Annotated in this window: 21 protein-coding genes; 9 read left to right on the top strand and 12 right to left on the bottom strand. The window is 64.6% G+C overall.

Going from position 1 to position 22193, the window contains the following annotated elements:
- From ACN0X6_RS24195 to ACN0X6_RS24185, 3 genes are all read left to right on the top strand, one after another.
- Complete coding sequence (locus ACN0X6_RS24195) at positions 1 to 1014, top strand: AraC family transcriptional regulator (RefSeq protein ID WP_417707855.1); 1014 nt, start codon at positions 1 to 3, stop codon at positions 1012 to 1014.
- Positions 1011 to 2087: an FAD-dependent oxidoreductase gene (locus ACN0X6_RS24190; RefSeq protein WP_417707853.1), complete on the top strand. Its 1077-nt coding sequence runs from the start codon at positions 1011 to 1013 to the stop codon at positions 2085 to 2087. Before ACN0X6_RS24195 ends, ACN0X6_RS24190 begins: the two co-directional genes overlap by 4 nt.
- A gap of 392 nt (positions 2088 to 2479) precedes the next feature.
- Positions 2480 to 4051 (top strand): methyl-accepting chemotaxis protein, encoded by a 1572-nt coding sequence (locus tag ACN0X6_RS24185; protein ID WP_417707851.1) that lies wholly within the window; start codon positions 2480 to 2482, stop codon positions 4049 to 4051.
- Positions 4052 to 4249: 198 nt separating this feature from the next.
- On the opposite strand, the gene ACN0X6_RS24180 is transcribed toward ACN0X6_RS24185, so the two are convergent.
- Positions 4250 to 5443 (bottom strand): Fic family protein, encoded by a 1194-nt coding sequence (locus tag ACN0X6_RS24180; protein ID WP_417707849.1) that lies wholly within the window; start codon positions 5441 to 5443, stop codon positions 4250 to 4252.
- Between the two features lie 1047 nt (positions 5444 to 6490).
- Here ACN0X6_RS24180 and ACN0X6_RS24175 point away from each other — a divergent pair.
- Both ACN0X6_RS24175 and ACN0X6_RS24170 read left to right on the top strand, forming a co-directional pair.
- Positions 6491 to 7858: a glutamine synthetase family protein gene (locus tag ACN0X6_RS24175; RefSeq protein ID WP_417707847.1), complete on the top strand. Its 1368-nt coding sequence runs from the start codon at positions 6491 to 6493 to the stop codon at positions 7856 to 7858.
- A 106-nt stretch (positions 7859 to 7964) separates the two neighbouring features.
- The gene (locus ACN0X6_RS24170; protein ID WP_417707845.1) at positions 7965 to 9278 is read left to right on the top strand and encodes an NAD(P)/FAD-dependent oxidoreductase; all 1314 of its coding nucleotides are present in this window, start codon (positions 7965 to 7967) and stop codon (positions 9276 to 9278) included.
- Positions 9279 to 9363: 85 nt separating this feature from the next.
- Here ACN0X6_RS24170 and ACN0X6_RS24165 read toward each other — a convergent pair whose 3' ends face one another.
- Both ACN0X6_RS24165 and ACN0X6_RS24160 read right to left on the bottom strand, forming a co-directional pair.
- Positions 9364 to 11328: an alkaline phosphatase family protein gene (locus tag ACN0X6_RS24165; protein ID WP_417707844.1), complete on the bottom strand. Its 1965-nt coding sequence runs from the start codon at positions 11326 to 11328 to the stop codon at positions 9364 to 9366.
- Positions 11329 to 11389: 61 nt separating this feature from the next.
- Positions 11390 to 12073 carry a Crp/Fnr family transcriptional regulator gene (locus ACN0X6_RS24160; RefSeq protein ID WP_417707843.1) on the bottom strand — a complete coding sequence of 228 codons (684 nt, stop codon included), beginning with the start codon at positions 12071 to 12073 and terminating at the stop codon, positions 11390 to 11392.
- A 123-nt stretch (positions 12074 to 12196) separates the two neighbouring features.
- Between ACN0X6_RS24160 and ACN0X6_RS24155 the strand changes: the two genes are divergently transcribed.
- Positions 12197 to 12721, top strand: coding sequence for a DUF962 domain-containing protein (locus ACN0X6_RS24155; RefSeq protein ID WP_417707841.1), 525 nt, complete (start codon positions 12197 to 12199; stop codon positions 12719 to 12721).
- An 81-nt stretch (positions 12722 to 12802) separates the two neighbouring features.
- On the opposite strand, the gene ACN0X6_RS24150 is transcribed toward ACN0X6_RS24155, so the two are convergent.
- Both ACN0X6_RS24150 and ACN0X6_RS24145 read right to left on the bottom strand, forming a co-directional pair.
- Positions 12803 to 13549, bottom strand: a complete 747-nt coding sequence (locus ACN0X6_RS24150) for a hypothetical protein (RefSeq protein WP_417707839.1) — start codon at positions 13547 to 13549, stop codon at positions 12803 to 12805.
- Positions 13550 to 13680: 131 nt separating this feature from the next.
- Positions 13681 to 14466, bottom strand: coding sequence for a helix-turn-helix domain-containing protein (locus ACN0X6_RS24145; protein WP_417707837.1), 786 nt, complete (start codon positions 14464 to 14466; stop codon positions 13681 to 13683).
- Between the two features lie 122 nt (positions 14467 to 14588).
- On the opposite strand from ACN0X6_RS24145, the gene ACN0X6_RS24140 reads away from it, so the two are divergent.
- Positions 14589 to 14990 carry a hypothetical protein gene (locus ACN0X6_RS24140; RefSeq protein WP_417707835.1) on the top strand — a complete coding sequence of 134 codons (402 nt, stop codon included), beginning with the start codon at positions 14589 to 14591 and terminating at the stop codon, positions 14988 to 14990.
- Between the two features lie 9 nt (positions 14991 to 14999).
- Here the strand turns inward: ACN0X6_RS24140 and ACN0X6_RS24135 are convergent, their stop codons facing one another.
- Both ACN0X6_RS24135 and ACN0X6_RS24130 read right to left on the bottom strand, forming a co-directional pair.
- The gene (locus tag ACN0X6_RS24135; protein ID WP_417707833.1) at positions 15000 to 15737 is read right to left on the bottom strand and encodes a sulfite exporter TauE/SafE family protein; all 738 of its coding nucleotides are present in this window, start codon (positions 15735 to 15737) and stop codon (positions 15000 to 15002) included.
- A complete protein-coding gene (locus tag ACN0X6_RS24130; protein WP_417707832.1) occupies positions 15730 to 16092 on the bottom strand; it encodes an antibiotic biosynthesis monooxygenase family protein in 363 nt (120 codons plus the stop codon). Before ACN0X6_RS24130 ends, ACN0X6_RS24135 begins: the two co-directional genes overlap by 8 nt.
- An 84-nt stretch (positions 16093 to 16176) precedes the next feature.
- On the opposite strand from ACN0X6_RS24130, the gene ACN0X6_RS24125 reads away from it, so the two are divergent.
- Positions 16177 to 16869: an ArsR/SmtB family transcription factor gene (locus tag ACN0X6_RS24125; protein WP_417707830.1), complete on the top strand. Its 693-nt coding sequence runs from the start codon at positions 16177 to 16179 to the stop codon at positions 16867 to 16869.
- A gap of 143 nt (positions 16870 to 17012) precedes the next feature.
- On the opposite strand, the gene ACN0X6_RS24120 is transcribed toward ACN0X6_RS24125, so the two are convergent.
- The 5 genes from ACN0X6_RS24120 to oscA all read right to left on the bottom strand — a co-directional run bounded on the left by ACN0X6_RS24120 (position 17013) and on the right by oscA (position 21170).
- On the bottom strand, positions 17013 to 18005 hold the full coding sequence (locus ACN0X6_RS24120) for a sulfate/molybdate ABC transporter ATP-binding protein (RefSeq protein WP_417707828.1): 993 nt from the start codon (positions 18003 to 18005) through the stop codon (positions 17013 to 17015).
- A gap of 2 nt (positions 18006 to 18007) precedes the next feature.
- The gene (gene cysW / locus ACN0X6_RS24115; RefSeq protein ID WP_417707826.1) at positions 18008 to 18880 is read right to left on the bottom strand and encodes a sulfate ABC transporter permease subunit CysW; all 873 of its coding nucleotides are present in this window, start codon (positions 18878 to 18880) and stop codon (positions 18008 to 18010) included.
- Between the two features lie 10 nt (positions 18881 to 18890).
- The gene (gene cysT, locus ACN0X6_RS24110; RefSeq protein ID WP_417707825.1) at positions 18891 to 19709 is read right to left on the bottom strand and encodes a sulfate ABC transporter permease subunit CysT; all 819 of its coding nucleotides are present in this window, start codon (positions 19707 to 19709) and stop codon (positions 18891 to 18893) included.
- A gap of 126 nt (positions 19710 to 19835) precedes the next feature.
- The gene (locus tag ACN0X6_RS24105; RefSeq protein WP_417707823.1) at positions 19836 to 20834 is read right to left on the bottom strand and encodes a sulfate ABC transporter substrate-binding protein; all 999 of its coding nucleotides are present in this window, start codon (positions 20832 to 20834) and stop codon (positions 19836 to 19838) included.
- Positions 20835 to 20987: 153 nt separating this feature from the next.
- A complete protein-coding gene (gene oscA / locus ACN0X6_RS24100; protein ID WP_125836172.1) occupies positions 20988 to 21170 on the bottom strand; it encodes a sulfur starvation response protein OscA in 183 nt (60 codons plus the stop codon).
- Between the two features lie 245 nt (positions 21171 to 21415).
- Here oscA and ACN0X6_RS24095 point away from each other — a divergent pair, with 245 nt between their 5' ends.
- Complete coding sequence (locus tag ACN0X6_RS24095; protein ID WP_417707821.1) at positions 21416 to 21997, top strand: RBBP9/YdeN family alpha/beta hydrolase; 582 nt, start codon at positions 21416 to 21418, stop codon at positions 21995 to 21997.
- The last annotated feature ends 196 nt before the right edge of the window (positions 21998 to 22193 follow it).

Genomic DNA, 22193 nt, shown 5'->3' with positions numbered 1-22193 from the left:
ATGACCGCCGAAGCCACCACACTGGCCAGCTGGACCCGCGCTCTGCGCAAGCAGCTCGATGCCCTCGGGCTGGATAGCGCTGCGCTGTGCCGTGCCGCCGGCCTCGACCCGACAGTGCTCGACGACCCCAACGCGCGCTGCCCGCTGTCGGTCACCACGCGCCTGTGGCAGTTGGCGGTGGCCGCCAGTGGTGACCCGGCGCTGGGTCTGAAGACTTCGCAGTTCGTCAGCCCGACCACCTTCCACGCGCTGGGCTACGCGCTGATAGCCAGCAGCAGCCTGCGCGAGATGTTCGAACGCATCGTGCGCTATCACCGGGTGGTCAGCGATGCGCTGCAGCTGGAGTTGCGCGAGCTGGAAGATGTCTACGAATTTCGCTTTCGCGTACCGCCAGGCAGCCCGGCACCGGCACCCGAGGCGCTGGATGCCTTCGCTGCGATCTACGTGCGCAGCTGTCGCAATCGCCTGAACCGGGAGTTCTCGCCGCTGCTGGTGCAATTGCAGCGCCCGCAGCCAACCGACCCGGCGCCTTGGCAGGCCGTATTTCGCGCTCCGCTGCAGTTCGATGCCGCCGAAAGCCTGCTGCGCTTTCCCCGCGCCGCATTCGAACAACGGCTGGACGACGGCAACCCGGAACTGGCCGAGCACAACGAGACAGTGCTCAGACGCAGCCTGGAGCAACTGCAGGCGGTCAGTTGCAGCGAGCGGGTGCGTCGTTGTCTGGAAGCGCAGTTGCCCGATGGCGAGCCCTGCGCCGAGCGTATCGCCCAGGCGCTGCACCTGAGCCTGCGCAGCCTGCAGCGCCATCTGGCCGAGGAGGGCACCCGCTACGAGGCGCTGCTCGGCGAGACGCGCCACGCCCTGGCGTTGCGGCACATGCGCGATCCGCGCTGTTCGATCAGTGAAATTGCCTATCTGCTCGGCTTCAGTGACAGCAGCAGCTTTGGCCGAGCCTTCAAACGCTGGACCGGCCAGACGCCGAGCCAGTACCGCGACGGATGCAACAACGCATGACCCAGTACGATCTGATTCTGGCCGGGGCCGGCCACGCCCATCTTGGTGTGTTGCGCCGCTGGGCGCTGGTGGAGCGTCCGCCAGGCCGTATCGGCTTGCTCAGCCCTGGCCCGGAAGCCTGGTACGCCGGCATGTTGCCGGGGCTGATCAGCGGCCGTTTCAGCCCGGCTGACTGCCGCGTGGAGCTGCAGCCGCTGTGCCGGGCGGCCAAGGTCGAGCTGATCGAAGGCGAGATCGCCTCGCTCGATGCCGATGCGCGCATCCTGCAACTCGCGGATGGCCGTAGCCTGCAGAGCGAGTGGCTGTCGCTCAACGTCGGTGCCGGCATGGCCATTCCACCGCAGCAGGGCGATGCCATGCAGGTGTTGGCCGCCAGGCCCATCGAGCGGATGCTCGAAGGCTGGCAGCAATGGCAGGCCGAGCCTCGGCGCATGGCGATTCTCGGTGGCGGGGCCGGAGGTGTGGAGCTGGCCCTGGCGCTGGCCGACAAGGTACCGGCGCTGGCGCTGTTCTGCGGCGGAGCCTTGCTCGACGGGTTGGGGCCGGGGTTGCGGCTGCGCGCACTGGGTCATCTGCGTCAGCGCGGCGTGCAGGTGCGTGAGCATTGCCCGATCGGCCGTATCGAGGATGACTGGCTGCTCAGCGGTGACGAGCCGGTATGGCGCGGGCGGCGCCTGCTGCTGGCCAGCGGTGCGCGTCCCTGGCCATGGCTGACGGCGAGCCAACTGGCCAGCGACGCTGCCGGATTCATCGCCATTCGCCCGACCCTGCAATGCGAGTCCCACGCGCAGATCTTCGCCGTCGGCGACAGCGCCAGCCTCGACGGCATGCGCCGCAGCGGGCGTTTCGCAGTGCGTCAGGCGCCGGTACTCAGCACCAATCTGCAGGCCGCGCTACAGGGTCGCCCGCTGCGCCAGTATCGGCCGCAATGGCAGAGCCTGGCCCTGCTTGCCACCGGTGATGGCGGGGCATTGCTCGGTTGGCACGACTGGAGTGCGGGCGGGCAGCTGTACGGGCACTGCAAGGACTGGCTGGACCGGCGTTTCGTCAAGCGTCATCGCATGGTGGGGTAGCAGGCCTCTGAAAAACCTGGGTTACGACTGCATGGGGGCGGGAGGCCAAAGCCGAGGTGGTTTTTCAACAGCCTGCTAATGCCACTGAGTTAAGTGTCGATACAGCGAGTGTGTAGGCGCTGCGCCCCGGTGCGGGGGAAGCCTTGTTGAGCCTGCCGGGGCACTGCCTAAATTCATGGCAGGTTGCTACCAAAGTTTTATGGTGCTGGTGCTTCCAAGCTGCTCGAATCCCGGTCATCGTGCCCGGTCTGCATACACATATTTTTCGTCGGGCCTGTCGTACACGTAACCTGCTGCCCAGGTTACGTGGGATATTCAAGGAGAGACCCGCCGTGACCCCGTCCGCCTACAGCGCTTCGCCGCGCACCAGAACAAGAACTCTGAGGTCGGTCATGCAAGCTGCCTTTGTCCGTTCACCCGTTGCCTGTCTCCTCCATGCCCTGGGGCTGGCTGCATTGATGCTGGTCTACCAGCAGGTGCAGCTACCGTCCTATGTCGGCCTGTTGTCTTTCCTGCTGCTGGCGCTGTGGCCCTGGCTGGGACCATGGCAGCGTCGCGACGACGCTTCGTCCGCCGCGCAGCAGGTCGCCAGCACCGGCTTCGTAGAGCTCAGCCGCGGGCTGTCACGGCACACCTGCCACAACGCATTGTCCGCAGCCAAGGTGGCCCATGCGGTCAAGCACCTGGCCGGCCGCCTGCAATCGCAACTGACGGCGGTGCAGCAGGTCAGCCAGGCCGCCGAGGCCATCACCCACACCGAGCAGGACAGCGCCGCCCGTGCCGAGCAGACCCTGGCTGCGGCCCGGCATGTGCGCGATGCCAGCGCCAACGGTCAGGCCGAGCTCAACCAGGCCATCGCGCGCATGCAGCAACTCAGTGCGCAGACCCTGGCCAGCCGTGAGCTGATCGATGGTCTCGGTAGCCGTACCGAGCAGATCGAGCAGGTCACCCAGGTGATCCAGTCCATCGCCAGCCAGACCAATCTGCTGGCGCTCAACGCGGCCATCGAGGCCGCCCGCGCCGGTGAGATGGGGCGTGGTTTTGCCGTGGTCGCCGACGAGGTGCGCAACCTGGCTGCGCGCACCGCCAGCGCCACCGAGGAAGTCAGCCAGATGGTCGCCGACATCCGCCAGCAGAGCGCGGCGGTGGTCGCTCATATCCAGCGTCAGAGCGTCGAGCTGGAACAGGCCGCGCAGCAGATCGAGACAGCCGGCAGCCGCCTGCACGGCATCGCCGATCAGGCCGAGGAGGTCGAGCAGCAGGTGGCGCAGATCAGCGCCGGCACGGCGGACAACCACCAGCGCCTGGCCAGCCTCTCGGCTGCTGCACTGCAATTGCAGGACGACGTGCAAGGCAGCGAAGGGCAGACGCGGCAATTGGCAGACGCAGCCGAACAGTTGGTAGGCCAGGCCGAAACGGTCAGCGAGCAACTCGCCGAGGTGGGCCTGGATGACTACCACCAGCGCGCCTATGACTTGGCCCGCGAGGGCGCCGCCGCCATCGCCGCGCAGTTCGAGCAGGACCTGCAGGCCGGACGCATCGGCCTCGACGACCTGTTCGACCGTCGCTACCAACCGATTGCCGGCACCCAGCCGCAGAAATACCGCACGCGCTTCGATCAGTATGCCGACCAGGTGCTGCCGGCGTTGCAGGAGCCGCTGCTCAAGCGCCATGAAGGGCTGGTATTCGCCATCTCCACCACCCCGGAAGGCTATGTGCCGACCCATAACGCCGCATTCAACCACCCGCCCAGCGGCGATCCGGCAGTCGACGCTACCCGCAGCCGTGGCAAGCGCCTGTTCAACGACCGCACCGGCATCCGCTGCGGCAGCCACAGGCAGGCGCTGCTGCTGCAGACCTACATGCGCGATACCGGCGAGCTGATGCACGATCTGTCGGTGCCGATCATGGTGCAGGGCAGGCATTGGGGCGGTTTGCGTCTGGGCTACCGGCCGGAGCCTTAGGGCGGGGTAGCATCGCCCCTGATCGAGGAAAGCCCGACCGATATCCCAAAAGTTTGGATGACAGCACGGCTGGCGGCAGGTTTTTACTGCGGTGCGTTGGGTTTTTTATCAGATCGGTACAGATATTTCTGGAAGCCAAAGAACAGGCTTTTGATCAGTTCAGGCTTACCAAGATCCACAACCCGCATCGCGGCTAGTTTAGATAAACCGCCGATGCAGATCGGGGAAAATCTCCTGGGCAAACCACACCGGCAGGCCGGGCTCTACGTCCCGTGATTTCGGCGTGGGGCTGAGCACAATGCCCAACTCGATCAGGCGCTTGAGTTCTTCGATGGCCAGGCGCTCGCTCAGGCCGAGAAAGGTCTTGAAGGTCGCGCGCGGCATTGTGCCCATGCTCAATAGTGCATGCACCGCCGCCGCCGAGCCGGGGCGGATTTTTGCGGCACTGATGCGCTCATGGTGTTTGAACATTCGCTCGATGCGTACGCGCATATTGGCCGGGTCAACTGCCTCGGTCATATAGTCGACCTGGTCGAGACACACATCCAGCATAAAGCGGATAAAGCCCAGGTAATGCTTGAGCGAGAGCTGGCCGCGACCGTCCAGATCGCCTTCGCGCGGTCGGTCGGCATTGGCCATCGCCGCGTAATACTCGGTTTGCCGGCGCGCCAGCCCTCGCGATAGCGACCATAGGCTGGGTCGCAGATCCAGATACACCAGCTGCAGATGGGTAATCAGCCGTACCAGCCGGCCATTGCCATCCATAAAGGGGTGAACCCAGGCCAGGCGATGGTGGTAAGCCAGGGCGGCAATCAACCGGGTGCGCGGGTCGCTATAACTGCCCATAAACTGCTGCAGCAACTCCAGCATGGGTTTCACCACTTGGGCGTCTGGTGCCAGGTGGTTGCCTACCTCGACCTGCTCATCAGGCTCGCTGCGTAATTTGCCCGGTACCAGATAACGCTCGCTGTTATGCAGCTTTAGCTGTTCTGTCGGGGCATATTTGAACAGGGCTTTGTGGGCCTGGCGAACAAGCCAGGGGGAAAACATTGTCTGCCAGGCAATATCCTCATCCCAGCGGCGCATAAGGCGTTCAAAGCCGGTTTGCACGCCGAGCTGCTGCATGGCCAGATCGGCCAATTGTTTGCGCTCGCGTCTGGGGGCAGCCTGGGCTCGCTGCATATCGGCCGGTGCCGAATACTGCCCTTCGATCAGGTTGGAGTAATAAGTATTGGTCACCTCCAGCAGCGCAGCCAGCCGGGCGCGGGTGGCCGCTGCCAAACGGCCATCGAGAAACGCCGCCTTGGCTGGCAGTAGCGAGGCTTTTTCCAGAATATCCGCTGGCAGCTCGCCGGGGAGCGCCGGGAGTAAATAGTTCTTGTCGCTGATCATCGTAGCCTTCTGCATATTTTTCTGCAGATTGTGATAAGCCGCAGAAGCCTTGAAAATACTAGCCTAAAGCAGAAAGTGCAGGCTTTTTTTAAAGCGGGTTTTGCACATTTTTTTGCAGATTGTCTGGAGGTTGCCTGGCGCGGCTAGACAACGGCGCTGTGCGGGGAAAATAGATGCTGGACTCTGTAGGAGTGGCTTTAGCCGCGATAGGCTGCAATGCGCTGCGCACCTCGCGGCTAAAGCCCCTCCCACATGGCCCGAGGTGGGTTGGCGATGATCTGCCGATTAGCAGAGGATCGAGTGGAGGGAGTCTTGTAGGAGCCAGTTTGCTGGCGATCACGACAGATCAGGAGTACCGCCAGCAAGGACTAGGCCCCCCTGGCTTCTGCGCAGTTTGTTGCGCGACAACGCCCGTCGAAGGCGGCCGGGATTTTTCTACGCAACACGGTGCAGCGCTAGAGATTGCCGCTAAAGGCCTGGTGCAGCTCGCAGCTGGCACCAGCATCCTTGTGCAGGATGTCGTCGATATTCTTGAAGGCTTGTTCGAACATGGCGTACTGCGCATCCCTTGAGATGGGGGAAACAAAAGTGCGCATCATCCGGTTTTTGCCCTCGTGCTAGGCAAGTGTGTGGTTGTTGGCTGGCGCGGTGCCCATGGCGCATCGCAGTGCAGGGGCTGTGCAGCTTTGTTTAGCTGGCGCATAACCAAGCGTATGAAAAACCCGATTTAACGCACGTCAAACCCTGTGCGACGCTGCCAAGCCATGATCTTCCCGGCCTGCCAAGTCCATGTTCCGCTGTACCGCGCTCCTGCGCGGCGGCGCTTGTTGGAGCGGCTCAACCCGCTGCTGACCATCATCCTCGCCTTCTGGGCACTGTGGCACTGCCGCCACGCTCGCCCGCCGGACGCCGTCCCCGCCCGCTGAATATCGATGGCTGCGCCATGCCCGCAGCCGCTGCTATCACCTTGTCTGCCTGTGCAACCTGTTCAAGAATCGAGCGGGCCGTGCAGACACCGAGCGCCCAACTGGCGCAAGCGAGTGCGATATGACGACTTTCGCTGCTGTGCAGGAAGCCCAGGATTTCCTGGCCAGCAATCCCGATATCGAGCTGATCGAGCTGTTCATCCTCGACGCCAATGGCGTGCCGCGCGGCAAGCTGCTGCACCGCGAGGAATTGCTGGCGCTGTACCAGAGCGGCCGGCCGCTGCCGAGCACCATGCTCGGCCTGTCCATTCAGGGCGAGGATGTCGAGGATTCCGGCCTGGTCTGGGAGGTGGGCGATATCGACTGTCGCGCCTATCCGCTGCCCGGTAGCCTGGTGCGCCTGCCCTGGCGACAGATGCCCACCGCCGCCGTGCAGGTGTCGATGCACCCGACCGAAGGTCTGCCAGCCACGCCGGCCGATCCACGGCAGTTGCTGATCCGGGTGATCGATCAGCTCGAAGCCGAGGGGTATTACCCGGTGATGGCCTGCGAGCTGGAGTTCTACCTGCTCGACCAGAAGCGCGATGCCCAGGGTCGCCCGCAGCCGGCGCTGGATGCCGACGGCGGCCGTCCACGGCAGACCCAGGTCTATGGCCTGCGCGAGCTGGAACAGATCGAACCCTTCCTGCGTGATCTCTACGCCGCCTGCAAGGCCCAGGGCATTCCCGCGCGCACGGCGATTTCCGAGTACGCCCCCGGCCAGGTGGAAATCACCCTGGAGCACGGCCCGGTGCTGGCGGCGATGGATCAGGCGGTGCGCTACAAGCGCCTGGTCAAAGGCGTGGCGCACCGCCACGGGATGCAGGCCTGCTTCATGGCCAAGCCCTTCGACCACCTGGCCGGCACCGGCATGCACATGCATGTCAGCCTGGCCGATGCGCAGGGCAGCAACCTGTTCGCCAGCATCGATCCCGCCGGCACGCCGCTGCTGCGCCAGGCCGTTGGTGGCATGCTGGCCAGTCTGCTCGATTCGCTGCTGCTGTTCTGCCCCAACGCCAATTCCTACCGGCGCTTCCAGGCCAACAGCTACGCGCCGCTGGCGCCGACCTGGGGTGTGGACAACCGCACCGTGAGCCTGCGCGTGCCCGGTGGCCCGGCGGGTACCCGGCACGTCGAGCACCGTATCTGCGGCGCCGATGCCAACCCTTATCTCGCGGCGGCGGCGATTCTTGCCGGGATTCACCGTGGCATTGCTGATCGCCTCGACCCCGGTGCGCCGGTGCAGGGAAATGGCTATGCCCAGGCCAAGACCCTGCTGCCGACCGAGTGGCTGACTTCGATCCAGGCGCTGGAGCGCTCCAGCTGGGCGCGCGATGCCTTTGGCGCCGACTTCCTCAAGGTCTTTCTTGCGGTCAAGCGTGCCGAGTATCGCCAGTTCATGGGCGAAGTCGGCGAGCAGGACTGGCGTTGGTATCTGAGCAACGCCTGACTAAACCGCATCGCGGCTGAAGCCGCTCCTACGGGTTAAGCATGGTAGGAGCGGCTTCAGCCGCGATCCAAGATTCATCGGTGCGAACGCACCTCAAGGATATGCAATGAACGCGATCAACCAAGCCGTCAAACCCGCCGCCGAGCGCGCGCCGTCCTATTACTCGGCCTCGCTCAAGGTCGAGACCGACTACCCGACGCTGCAGGGCAGTGTCACTGTCGACGTGGCCATCATCGGCGGCGGCTTCACCGGCATCGCAACGGCAGTGGAACTGGCCGAGCGCGGCCTCAAGGTGGCCGTGGTGGAGACCAACAAGGTCGGCTGGGGCGCCAGCGGGCGCAACGGCGGCCAGGTCACCGGCAGCCTGTCCGGCGACGAGGCCATGCGCAAGCAGATGCGCAACACGCTGGGCGATGACGTGGACGACTTCATCTGGCACCTTCGCTGGCGTGGCCACGAGATCATCAAGAACCGCGTGGCCAAGTACGGCATCGACTGCGACCTCAAACACGGCCATCTGCATACCGCGATGAAAGCCAGCCACATGGACGAGCTCAAGGCGACCTACGACGAGGCTTTGCGCCGTGGCATGGGTGATGATGTCACCCTGCTCGACGCGGCCGGTGTACGGGCTCAGCTCGGCAGCGATCTGTATTGCGGCGCCCTGAAGAACACCCGCAACATGCACCTGCATCCACTCAACCTGTGCATCGGCGAAGCCAAGGCCGCCGAGAGCCTGGGCGCGCTGATCTTCGAACATTCCGAGGTGCTGGATATCGTCCACGGCCCGCGTCCTGCGGTGGTCACCACGGGCGGGCGCATCGAGGCCAAGCAGGTGCTGCTGGCCGGCGACGTCTATCACAAGCTCGAACGGCGCACGCTCAAGGGCCTGATCTTCCCGGCCATGGGCGGCATCGTCACCACCGCACCGCTGGGCGACCTGGCGAAAGAGATCAACCCGCTGGACCTGGCCGTGTACGACTGCCGCTTCGTGCTCGACTACTACCGCCTGACCGCCGATGGCCGCCTGCTGTTCGGCGGTGGCTGCAACTACTCCGGACGTGATTCGCGCGATATCGCCGCTGAACTGCGTCCGTGCATCGAGAGCACCTTCGTGCAGCTCAAGGGCGTGCAGATCGACTTCCAGTGGAGCTGCGCCATGGGCATCGTGATGAACCGCATCCCGCAGCTGGGCAAGCTCTCGTCCAACGTCTGGTACTGCCAGGGCTACTCCGGTCATGGCATCGCCACCACCCACATCATGGGTGAGATCATGGCCAAGGCGATCACCGGCGACCTGGAGCAGTACGATACCTTCGCCGCCTGCAAGCACATCAAGGTGCCGCTGGGCGACCAGCTCGGCAACCCGATGCTGGCGGCGGGCATGTGGTACTACCAGATGCTCGAGAAGCTACGCTGAGAGGGGCTGTGCACGGCCAATCGCTGCCTGGGTCGAGCGCAGCGGTACCTGGCGGGTTGATGGGTATCGCGATGCTCAAGCCGTCCTACGGAGCGATGTTGCTACTCCGAGGCGTAATGGCCGGGGCTGGCCGCTCCTCGCGTTCGTTGATGAAGGCCACCGGCTTCGAGCCGTCGGCATTGAGTTGCAGAATGCGTTTGGGCCGGCCCTGTTCGTCGAAGAACACCTGGCCGAGGCCGGCGCTGTTCCACAGGCGTTCGCCCGAGCGGCTGCGGTCGGGGATCAGCGGCGTGACGCGCATGCGTCGGCGCTTGGTCAGCCAGTTGAGCGGTGACCAGGGCGCGTAGAGCCAGCGGTTGAGACGGTCGAACCAGTCCAGCAGCTCGGCCGGGAATTCGTTCTTGATGCCGCTGCTGGTGATCTGCCAGATGGTCGGGCTGGCGCGGCGATGGCGGATGTTCACGCGGTAGACGAAGGAGTAGTGCACGTCGCCGGAGAGGATGACGAAGTCCCCTGGCGTACGCGAATGGCGGAAGATGTTCAGCATCACGCTGGCCGCGCCGCGATGGGCCATCCAGTTTTCCGCATCGACCATCAGCGGGTGGCCGGCGAGGGTGAACAGTTTCTGGATGCCCTCGATCAGCTTCACGCCGAACATCGGCGCCGGCGAGACGATGATGCAGCTGGGGTGATCGAGCAGCGCCTGCTGGAAGTCGCACAGCGCTTCCCAGTCCATCAGCCCCGAGGGTTTCGACAGATGCCCTTCGCTGCGCCAGCGGCGCGTGCGGGTATCCAGCACCAGCAGTGCCGGCGTGGTCGGCAGCACGTAGTGCCAGTGCTCGAAATGCAGCAACTGATCGATCAGCGCGTCCTGCGCCTTGGCCTGGAGGTGGTCGTCCTGGCGCTGCTGCAGCAGTTCGGCAAAGGCCTGCAGCGGCTCATCGAATACATCGGGGTTGTTGCCCCAGCCCTGGCACAACAGATAGGCGAGCAGGGCGTTGCCGATGATGCGCTTGGAGAAGGGATGGCCGTAGGCGGTCTGCTCCCAGCGCGCGGAGAGGTTCCAGTCATCGGTGACATCGTGGTCGTCGAAGATCATCAGCGTCGGCAGGTGGGCGAACACCCGTGCAGCCTGACCGAGAGTCTGGCGGAAGGCCTCGATGCGCTCGCGTTCGTTGGCATAACGCTGCTGTTGTTCCTCGTCCAGCGGCGGCTGCTGTTCGCTGATCAGCGTCCAGGGCAGCGGTGACCAGACCAGCAGATACATGGCGATCATCTCGGCGAAGGTCACCAGATGGTTGTCGGCGCTGCTGCTGGTGAAGACCGGCTTCTCCACGCCGCCGAAGAACTTGTCGCGCAGGGTCTGGTTGCTCTTCACCGCTGGCAGCAGGTTGGCGCGCTGGTAGTAGCCGACCGGGTTGGCGTAGAGCGCCTGGCTGTCCTCGACCACGGCACCGTCGAGAAACTCGTCGAACAGGCCGAGGCGGGCGATCAGTTGGTGAATGGCGCACAGCAGTGGTCCGGCGACATCGTCGACATAGACCTGATCACCGCTCATCAGCAGCAGCGCCGGGCGCTGCTCGGCTTCGGGCTTATTTGCCAGCAGGCGGTCGGCGCAGAGCAGGCCGTCATCAGCCGCATGGTGCGGCTTGCGGCAGGAGCCGTGAAGCAGGTGGTCGACACGCGAGCGCAGGACGAAATCGGCCTGCTCGGCGCCGTCGTAGAGCAGGTGCGGCGCCCAGTCGCGCATGCCTTTCACGCCCGCGCTGTCGATGATCTGCAGGTCGTAGGCGATGCGCTCGTCCTGCGGCAATGCCTGCTCGAGCGGTAGGTCGATCAGGTGCAGCACGGCATGCTGGCCGAGCGGCAACTGCTGGCAGTGTTCGCCCAGTGCATGTATCCGTTGCGCCTGGCCTTCGGGTTGCAGCAGGAGTTGCAGGGTCAGCTCGCGACTGGCCACCAGCCACAGTACCAGGCGCCCCGGCTCGAGCCGGCGCAAGAGCGGGCCGGCGAGCACATCGGGCAGTGGCGTGTGAGTGTTGTCTGGCATCGGTACGGTACTTCCTGCAGAAAAAACGACAGGGGTTGGACAGTGGCAGGGCGCCAGCAGTTCAGGAGGCCCACTGGCGCAGACGCTCGAAGTCGAGAATTTCGATCTCGCCGTAGGTCAGGTGAACCACGCCCTGCGCCTGCAGCTCCTTGAGGATCTGGTTGGTGGTCTGGCGTGACAGCGAGAGCATCAGTGCCAACTGCTCCTGAGCCAGGTGCAGTACCCGGCGCGGTTCGCTTTCGCCATAGTTCTCGGCGATCAGCAGCAGGCGTCGGGCCAGGCGTGGCGCGGCGGGCAGCAGGCTCATGTCTTCCAGGGCGATGAAGGCCAGGCGCAGCTTGTGGCTCATCAGCAGGGCGAAGTCGCGCCAGTAGACCGGCTCGCGTTCGAGCAGGGCGAGCAGGTCGTGCTGAGGCAGCAGCAGCAGGGTGCTGGCGCTTTCAGCGAAGGCATCGTGGGTGCGCGGCAGGCCATCGAACAGGGAAATTTCGCCGAACCAGTAGGGCGGCTCGACCAGCGTCAGCAGCGCCTCCTTGCCGTTTTCGCTGATGGCGCCGACGCGTACTGCGCCCTCCACTACCGCATACAGCCCGCAGGGCTTGTCGCCCCGGCGGAACAGCCGCTGGCCGGCGTCCAGGCGCTGCACCTGGGCCATGTTCAGCAGGCTCTGGCGCAGCGCTGGTGGCAATGCGGCGAACCAGTGACCCTGGTTCAGCAGGTTGAGATGGTGACGGGGATCGGGCATTGCGGCTCCTGTGAGGTTGCGCGGCGATGTGGCCGTCCCTGCCATTGTCGGCTAGCCGACAGTGCGGCAGGCCAAGGTGGGGGGATCATGTTCGGGCCCGTTTCACACCTGAGGACGATAATAATGAAAACCCTCGTCGATCACCTGGCGCAATATGCCGCCTACCATCGCGACCGGCGCAATATCGCCAGCCATTTCCTCGGCATCCCGATGATCGTGCTGGCGGTTGCCGTGCTGCTGTCGCGGCCAGGTTTCCATCTCGCCGGCCTGTGGCTGGCGCCTGCCACGCTGACGGCCCTGGCTGCCGCCGTGTTCTATCTGCGCCTGGATACCCGTTTCGGCCTGCTCATGGCCGTGCTGCTGGGGCTGTGCCTGTGGGCCGGTGCCAGCCTGGCTAACGCTTCCACTGCCCTGTGGCTGACGGCAGGCATTGGCCTGTTCGTGGTCGGCTGGGTCATCCAGTTCGTCGGGCATTACTACGAAGGACGCAAGCCGGCCTTCGTCGATGACGTCATGGGGCTGGTGATCGGCCCGCTGTTCGTGGCCGCTGAACTGGCTTTCCTGCTCGGCCTGCGCAAGGAAGTCGAACATGCCGTGGTGGAAATCGCCGGGCCGACCTGCATTCGCGAGAAGAAGGCGCTGGCCTGAGCACGTGCTGCTGTTCGTCGCGGCTGAAGCCCCTCCCACGGCCATTCGGTTTTGTGGGAGGGGCTTTAGCCGCGAGCCTTTCTAGAACATCGCCATCCACTGCGCCGTCATCGAGCGTGCGTGACGATCCACGGTAATGGGCGCGAAGGGACGGCCGGAGACGCTCTGCAGGGTGTTGCTCTGGCTGTTCATGTCGGCCAGCGCGGCACGCAGGTAGCTCCAGCGCGTCTGCAGCTTGGTCACCTGCGGGTCGGATTGATCCTCGATTGCCTGCAGCTCGCTGTCGATGGCGGGCAGCAGCAGGCGTTCGTCCTGACCGAGGTAGGTGCCGGGTTGCTCGCGGGCGATCTCGAAGGTGCCCAGGTAGGAGCGGCTGAGGTATTGCACACAGAGGTACTCGACCTTCGCCGCCAGCTCGCTCTGGCCTTCGGCGCCCGGCAGGGCCCGGGCCGTGCCGAGGAAGTCGCGCAGGGCACGGCTGAGGTCTTCGGGAAAGCGCCAGGGCACGTTCTCGTCACCGGGGCCATAGGAAACACCGTTGCGCAATTGGGTAACGAGGGCCTGATGGGCGCTGGTGAGTTCGGCGCTGCCCTGCGGCAGGCTCTGCATGGCGCCGGCCAGAGCGGCGAGGTCGGCTTCCAGGCGCTGCTGATGAGTCTTCTGGAAACCTTCGCCACGTAACAGCATCAGGCTGCTGGTAGCGCGGCTGGCGTGTACCTGAATCTGTTCCTGCGGGCTGACGGCCTCGGCGAAGGCCACTGGCGAGAGCCCGACGAAGAGTCCGAGCGACCAGAAAAAAGCATGGCGCAACAGTGCTTTACAGCGCATCCGGGGTGCTCCTTGTTATTGTTTTGAGCAGGTATGCAGTGGGCGGCGTCAAGGACGCAGCGCCAAGACTACTGCGCCAAGCGTCGCGGAGCATGACCCGAAAGAGTGATTTCGTCGGAAATCGCTACCGTTCAGGGGCTTTTCGCCAGGTTGCGCAGGTAGTCGGCGGTGAAGGCGTCGGCGGGGAAGAAGGTCTCCAGCGCCAGTTCGGCGAGGGTCACGTCATTCGGTGTGCCGAAGACCGTGATGGTGCTGATCAGGCTGAGCACGCCCTGCTCGCTGTGCAATTGCAGTGGCACCAGCACGGCATCGCTCGGCGGCGCAGGGACTTCTGCCGGCGCCGGGTAGCCGCGCAGTTCATCGAGCAGGCTGAACAGGGCTTCGTCGCCGCTGATTTCTGCATCGCGCTGCAGGCGCATCAGCAGATGTGCGCGCCACAGCGCCAGGTTGGCGATGCGCGGTGCCAGGCCTTCGGGGTGCAACGACAGGCGCATCACATTGAGCGGCGGGCCGAGCAGAAAGTCCGGCATGCCGGTGAGGAAGGGGCCGACCGAGGCGTTGGCTGCCAGCAGGTTCCACTGTCGGTCGATGGCCAGCGCCGGATAGGGTTCATGGGCCTTGAGCAACTGTTCGATGGCCTGGCGGGCTGGAGCCAGCGCCGGGTCGCTCAGCTCGTACTGGCTGTACAGCGGGGCGAAACCGGCTGCACTGAGCAGACGATTGCGCTCGCGCAGGGGTATCTCCAGCTGCTCGGCCAGGTGCAGCAGCATCTCGCGGCTGGGCTGTGCGCGTCCGGTTTCGACGAAGCTCAGGTGGCGAGTCGATATCTGTGCCTCGCAGGCGAGGTCGAGCTGGCTCAGGCGGCGCCGCTGGCGCCATTGGCGCAACAGGGCGCCGGCGGTCTGGGTAGTGTTCATGGCCTGCACGATAGTTCAGCCAGGTCATGTCGGCCATTACCTGGCAGGTAATCGACGCCCTGTTCGTTTCGGCGAAATCTGTAGGCCAGGCACCACCCCGGTGCCGCTACGGAGGATTCATCATGAACGCACTGCAACCCACCCCGATGCTGCGCAATGCTCTCTTGTTCGACGGCCTGCTCAGCGGCGTCACCGGCCTGCTGTTGGTCCTGGCGGCCGGCTGGCTGGGCGCCTTCCTCGAATTGCCGCGCCTGCTGTTGCTGGTCGCCGGTAGCGCGCTGCTGCCTTTCGCGGCGCTGCTGGTGTGGTTGTCCAACCGCGCCGAAATCAGCCGCCAGGCCATCTGGGCGGTGATCGCGGTCAACGCGCTGTGGGTGATCGACAGTCTGCTGGTCCTGGCGATCGGCTGGCTGTCGCCGAACCTGTTCGGCTATGCCTTCGTCATCGCTCAGGCGCTGGCGGTGGCGCTGCTGGCCGAGCTGCAATGGTTCGGCCTCAAGCACTCGCAGGCAGCCGCCGTTTGATGCTCAGGTTCAGAGACCGCGCAGCGCCAGCTCGGCACCGAGCAGCAACAGGCCGATGAAGAACCAGCGCTTGAAGCGCTCCGCGCTGATGCGCTTGCGTAGCCACTGGCCGGCGGCCATGCCCAGCAGTGCCGGCAGCAGGGCGAGGGCCGATACACCCAGCACCGCCGGTTGCAGCAGTTCACCGCTGTGACCGAGCGCTGCCGCCAGAGCCAGGGTGGAGACGCTGAAGGACAACCCCAGGGCCTGAACCAGATCGTCCTTCTCCAGGCCGATGGCCTGCAGGTAGGGCACGGCGGGAATCACGAACACGCCGGTAACTGCGGTGATCGCACCGGTGATCGCACCGATCACCGGGCTCAGCCAGCCTTCCTTGGCCCGCTCCACGCGAAAGTGCACCTTGGCCAGGCCAAGCACTGCGTAGATCACCAGCGCGACGCCCAGCCAGCGGCTGGCGCCGGGCAGGTCGAGGCTCTGCAGCAGGGCGGCCACCAGCAGCGTGCCGCACAGGATTCCCAGCAGCATCGGCCAGAGCCGGCGCAGCATTGGCAGCGGGCTGCGACCGTCGCACAACTGCCAGATGTTGGTCACCATCGACGGGATGATCAGCAGCGCGGCGGCCTGCAGTGGCGCCATCACCAGACCGAGCAGACCGACGGCGATGGTCGGCAGACCAAGGCCGACCACACCCTTGACCATGCCGGCGAGCAGGAAGGTGGCGAGGATCAGCGGCAGGTGCTCAGTCATCGCGCTGCCCCTGCTCGTGGATCGCGCGGCTGTCGGCTGGCGCCTGTTCGCGCTCGTGCATGCCGTAGTCGCGCAGCACCTGGGCCACGCGCAGGCGATAGTGACTGAAGACCTCCTCGCGTCCTGCCGTCTGTGCGCGCCGGTGTTCCTCGCGCTGGCGCCAGGCCTGGATCGCGGCTTCGTCCTGCCAGAACGACAGCGACAGGATCTTTCCCGGCTGGGTCAGGCTCTGGAAGCGTTCGATGGAGATGAAGCCCGGCTGCTCGGCGAGCAGCGGGCGCAACTCGCCGGCGAGGTCGAGATAGTCCTGCTGCAGGCCTGGCCTGGCCTGCACTTCGAAGATCACGGCGAGCATCGGTTTCTCCCTGGCTGGCTCTGACTGAAATTGCCTGCCAGTATCCACATTTGCTGCACGCCATGTTTCGTCATGAGGTGAACTATGGAATACGCACCGGGTTTCAGTTCGATTGCCGCGCTGCTCGCCGATGCCGGGCGCGCCAGCATGGTCTGGGCGCTGATGGACGGCAGCGCGCGGCCGGCCGGCGAGCTGGCCTTGCTCGCAGGGCTGTCGCCGTCGTCGACCAGCGCGCACCTGGCCAAGCTGGTAGAAGGCGGCCTGCTGGCGCAGCAGCGCCATGGGCGCAATCGCTATTACCGTCTGGCCGGGCCGGAAGTCGGGCAACTGGTCGAAGCCCTGGCCAGTGCCGCGCTGGCCGCACAGCCACGGCAACCCCGCGTGGTGCCGGCTTCACGCGGGACGCCACAGGCCATGCGTGAGGCGCGCACCTGTTACGACCATCTGGCCGGCGAACTGGCGGTCGGCGTGTTCGCCCGCATGCGTGCAGCCGAATGGCTGAGCGAGGAGGGCGGTGCGCTGCAGCTGACGGCAAGCGGTGAGCAGGGGCTGCAGGCGTTGGGCATCGATCTGCAGCAGATCAACCGCCAGCGCCGCCAGCGACTCTGTGCCTGCCCGGACTGGAGCGAGCGCAAGCCGCATCTCGGTGGTGCGCTGGGCGCGGCGTTGCTGAGTCTGTGCGAAGGCGAGGGCTGGCTGCGGCGCAGCACGAACTCGCGGGCGCTGCAGGTTTCACCGAAGGGGCGCAGGGCGATCATGGCGATCGCGGCTTCGTAGCTTCGTAGCTCCGTAGGGTGGGCCGGGCGACGATTCGCTTCAGCCCACCAAACAAAGGTTGAGCTCCAGTCGGTGTAGTCGGTGGGCTGAAGCCCACCCTACGCCCACCCTACGTACTATCGCCCGGCCCAGCCCAGGAAGTGCTACACCTGGGCGCTGACCGGCTTGCCGCCCTTGGGCTTGAAGTACAGGGTGGTGCCGCGTGCGAGGTTGTCCAGGCTGACGTGATCCTTGGCCACTTCGGCCTCGATCAGTTCGTCCTGGCCTTCGACCTTGAGGGTGATGCGGGTGATCGCGCCGAGCAGGCGAATGTCGCGCACCTCGCCGGCCTTGTGCTCCGGGCTCGGTTCGCTGGACAGGTCGACCTCGTGTGGGCGGAACAGCACGTGGTGATCATTGCCGACGTAGAGGCGGTTGGCGTCGCCAAGGAAGTGGTAGACGAAATCGCTGGCCGGATACTCGTAGACTTCGGCCGGCGTGCCGATCTGCTCGATCACGCCTTTGTTCATCACCACGATGCGGTCGGCCACTTCCATGGCTTCTTCCTGGTCGTGGGTAACGAATACGCTGGTCAGGTGCACGTCCTCGTGCAAGCGCGCCAGCCAGCGGCGCAGCTCCTTGCGTACCTTGGCGTCGAGGGCGCCGAAGGGTTCGTCGAGCAGCAGCACTTTCGGCTCCACTGCCAGGGCGCGGGCCAGGGCGATACGCTGGCGCTGACCGCCGGAGAGCTGCTCCGGGTAGCGATCGCCGAGCCAGTCGAGCTGCACCAGGTCGAGCAGTTCGTGCACCTTCTGCTGGATCACCGCTTCGCTCGGGCGCTCGCGCTTGGGCTTCATGCGCAGGCCGAAAGCGACGTTGTCGAACACCGTCATGTGGCGGAACAGCGCGTAGTGCTGGAACACGAAGCCGACGTTGCGATCACGCACGTCGTGGTTGGAGACGTCCTCGCCGTGGAACTCGATGGTGCCGCTGTCCGGGGTTTCCAGGCCGGCGATGATGCGCAACAGGGTGGTCTTGCCGCAGCCGGACGGGCCGAGCAGGGCGACCAGTTCGCCGCTCTGGATGTTCAGATTGATCTCGTTCAGCGCTTTGAACGCATGGAAGTTCTTGCTGACGTTACGGATTTCGATACTCATGTTTATTCCTCGCCAGCACTGGCTTTGCGGCGGTTGATACGGGATTCGCTCCACTGCTTGAGCAGCAGGATGAACAGCGCCAGAAGCAGCAGCAGGCTGGCAACGCTGAAGGCGGCGACGTGATTGTATTCGTTATAGAGAATCTCGACATGCAGCGGCAGCGTGTTGGTGTAGCCGCGGATGTGCCCGGAGACCACCGATACCGCGCCGAACTCGCCCATCGCCCGGGCGGTGCACAACACCACGCCGTAGATCAGGCCCCATTTGATATTGGGCAGCGTCACGTGCCAGAACATCTGCCAGCCGTTGGCACCGAGCAGGCGCGCGGCCTCTTCCTCCTGTGTGCCCTGCTCCTGCATCAGCGGGATCAGCTCGCGGGCGACGAAGGGCAGGGTGACGAACACGGTGGCGAGGACGATGCCGGGCAGGGCGAAGATGATCTGGATGTCGTGCTCGCGCAACCAGGGGCCGAAGAAGCCCTGGGCGCCGAACAGCAGCACATAGATCAGGCCGGCGATGACCGGCGATACCGAGAACGGCAGGTCGATCAGGGTCACCAGCACGCTCTTGCCGCGAAACTGGTACTTGCTCACGCACCAGGCGGCGGCCACGCCGAACACCAGGTTGAGCGGCACTGCGATGCCCACGGCGAGCAGGGTCAGTTTCAGTGCGCTGATGGCGTCGGGTTCGAGGATCGAGGCGACGAACACGCCGACGCTCTGTTTGAGCGCCTCGCTTGCCACCACGAACAAGGGCAGCAGCAGAAAGAAGGCGAACACCAGCCAGGCCGAAATGATCAGCAGGCGGCGGCCCAGGGCGTTACCGCGGCGCGCGGCATTGTTGACGGCGCTGGCCGTCAGGGTTGCAGATGACATGCCTGGCTCCTCAAGAATGGCTGATGCGGCGCTGCAGCAGGTTGATCAGCAGCAGCAGGATGAACGACACCACCAGCATCAGCACGCCGATGGCGGTGGCGCCGGCATAGTTGTACTGGTCCAGCTGCACCATGATCAGCAGCGGCAGGATCTCGGTCTTCATCGGCATGTTGCCGGCGATGAAGATCACCGAACCGTATTCGCCCACGCCACGGGCGAAGGCCAGGGCGAAGCCGGTCAGCCATGCCGGCAGCAGCGCCGGCAGCAGTACATGGCGTGCCACCTGCAGCGGCTTGGCACCGAGGCAGGCGGCGGCTTCCTCGACCTCGCGCGGGATGTCGGCCAGCACCGGCTGCAGGGTGCGCACGACGAAGGGCAGGGTGACGAAGGTCAGCGCCAGGGTGATACCCAGCGGCGCATAGGCGATCTTGAAGCCCAGGGCCGTGGCGAACTGGCCGATCAAACCGTTGGGCGCATAGAGCGCGGTCAGGGCGATACCGGCAACGGCCGTGGGCAGGGCGAACGGCAGGTCGATCATCGCCTCGATGATCTTGCGACCGGGGAAGGTGTAGCGCACCAGCACCCAGGCCAGCAGGGTACCGATCACGCCGTTGATGATGGCCGCGAGAAAGGCGGTGCCGACGCTCAGTTTCAGGGCGGCCAGCACGCGCGCTGAGGAAATGATTGCCCAGAACTGATCCCAGGTGAGCTGGGCAGCGTGGACGAACATGGCACCCAGGGGAATCAGCACCAACAGACTGAGGTACACCAGGGTGTAACCCAGCGTCAGCCCGAAGCCGGGTATGACGGGGGATGTGCGGTGGGACATGGAATGAACCTGTGCGGAGTAGGGTGCGCGCAGCCTGGTGTGTAGGGTGGAAGTCGCTTTTCACTTCCACCAGCGGCGCTCGCAGGGGGCGATGGTGGATCGGTGCAGCGTGATCCACCCTACGGATCACTGGGCCTGGTAGATCTGGTCGAAGACGCCGCCATCGTTGAAGAACTTCGGCTGAGCGGTTTTCCAGCCATCGAAGTCAGCATCGATGGTTACCAGCTTGAGCTGCGGGAACTGCTTGGCGAACTCGGCCGCCACCGCCTGGTTGCGTGGGCGGTAGAAGTGCCTGGCGGCGATGCGTTGGCCTTCCTCGCTGTACAGGTAGTTGAGGTAGGCCTCGGCGACTTTGCGGGTGCCTTTCTTGTCGACGTTCTGATCGACCACGCTCACCGGCGGTTCGGCGAGGATCGACAGCGACGGCGCGACGATCTCGAAGTTCTCCCCGCCTTCTTCCTTGAGCGCCAGGAAGGCCTCGTTCTCCCAGGCCAGCAGCACGTCGCCGATGCCGTTGTTGACGAAGGTGATGGTCGAGCCGCGGGCGCCGGTATCGAGCACCGGGACGTTCTTGTAGAGCTTCTCGGTGAAGGCCTTGGCCTCGGCTTCGCTGCCGTACTTCTGCTGGGCATAGGCCCAGGCAGCGAGGAAGTTCCAGCGTGCGCCACCGGAGGTTTTCGGGTTCGGGGTGATCACTTCCACGCCCGGCTTGACCAGGTCATCCCAGTCCTTCAGGCCTTTCGGGTTGCCCTTGCGCACCAGGAACACGATGGTCGAGGTGTAGGGGGTGCTGGCGTCCGGCAGACGCTCCTGCCAGTTTTCCGGGATCAGCTTGCCGAGCTTGTACAGCTCGTCGATATCGCCGGCCAGAGCCAGGGTCACCACGTCGGCGCGCAGGCCATCGATTACCGCACGGGCCTGCTTGCCCGAGCCACCGTGGGATTGCTGGATGGTCAGCGCTTCGTTGCCCTGGGCCTGCCAGTGCTTGTTGAAGGCGGCGTTGAATTCGCTGTACAGCTCACGGGTCGGGTCGTAGGACACGTTGAGCAGGGTTTGTGCGGCGGCCACCGGGCCGGCGATCAGACTGCTGGCCAGCGCGGCCAGGGCAAAACGACGAAGGGACATGGTGCAGCTCCTGACTGGGTTTTTATGTTGGCTCTGGTTCGTTGCGGTCAGTCGCACATTCGCGGGCGACAGCAACGATGGCGGTGCGTGTTCATGGCTGGATTCTTTTCATGGTCACGCCCTCCGGTGGTCCAGTCGGGCTGCTTGCTTGGCTCAGGGGGTCTTGGCGTTCGGTTGTTGCAGGCGAATCTTTTCCTTGCGCTCGATCTGCACGACCTGGCCGTTGTGCACGGTGATTTCCACCGAGCCAAATTTCAGGCCATGCAGGGCGGTCTGGATCTCGCGCAGGATCACGGCTTCGTCCTGGCCTTCCAGGTTTCTCAGCGTCGCGGTCATTTCCAGGCTCCTTGTGAACAGGTCGCCACGGCGGTGGGATGGAGTACCGACGCTGGCGTGGAGTGGATAGTAGAGAGACGTAAATATTCTTAAAAATATTGTTTAAGAACATTTATATGCTTTTTTGGAATATGAGGCGTGATGCGGTTTGCTGGATTTATGGAATAAGTAAATAAATTCTTATTCTTTTTGTAATTGTCTCGTGCTGCCTAGACTGCCGCCATTCGATTCAAGGAGGTGCCGTCATGGGCAGCGAAGCAATCCGTTATCTGATCCTGCCGGGCTGGCAGGGCTCGCCCGAAGAACACTGGCAAAGTCACTGGCAACGCAGCCTGCCTAACAGCGCGCGAGTCGAGCAGAAGGACTGGCTCAACCCGCAGCGTGGCGATTGGATCGCCGCGTTGAACCAGGCAATTGCCGACGATCCGCGTCCGACGATCCTCATCGCCCACAGCCTGGGTTGCGTGACGGTGGCGCACTGGTCCGCGCAGGCGCCGGTGGAGTTGCTGCGCCGAGTGCGCGGTGCGCTGCTGGTCGCGCCAGCCGATGTCGAGCGGACGGGCTGCCCCGAGGCGCTGCAGAATTTTGCGCCGATGCCGCGTGATCTGCTGCCCTTTCCCAGCCTGCTGGTGGGTTCCGACAACGACGCAGCGGCCAGCGCCCTGCGCGCCATGGAGTTGGCGCGTGCCTGGGGCAGCGAGGCGATGATTCTGAGCGGTGTCGGGCATATCAACCTGAAGTCCGGGCACCGCTACTGGGAGCAGGGCTTCGGCTATCTGTATCGCCTGCAGAGCCGCATCGAACGGCAGTCGCGCTTGCGCGCCTGAGACCATTATCGCTGCACCACCTTTTTCATCGCGGCGCACCCCACGGCGTGCACCGATCTTTACGTAGGGTGCGCCATGCGCACCGGGTATGCCGCAATTGTCGGGCATCTGGTAATCGCCCCGGATTGCATCCGGGCTTGTATGTTCGTCAGGCACTCTAAAGTGGAAGAGGTAAGCCAAAAGAGTGCCGAGGCGG

The organism is Pseudomonas sp., from assembly GCF_048269965.1.
In the GTDB taxonomy this organism is placed as follows: Bacteria; Pseudomonadota; Gammaproteobacteria; order Pseudomonadales; family Pseudomonadaceae; genus Aquipseudomonas.
Note: the sequence above shows the minus strand (reverse complement) of the source record. Positions and strands in the feature narration are given on the sequence as shown.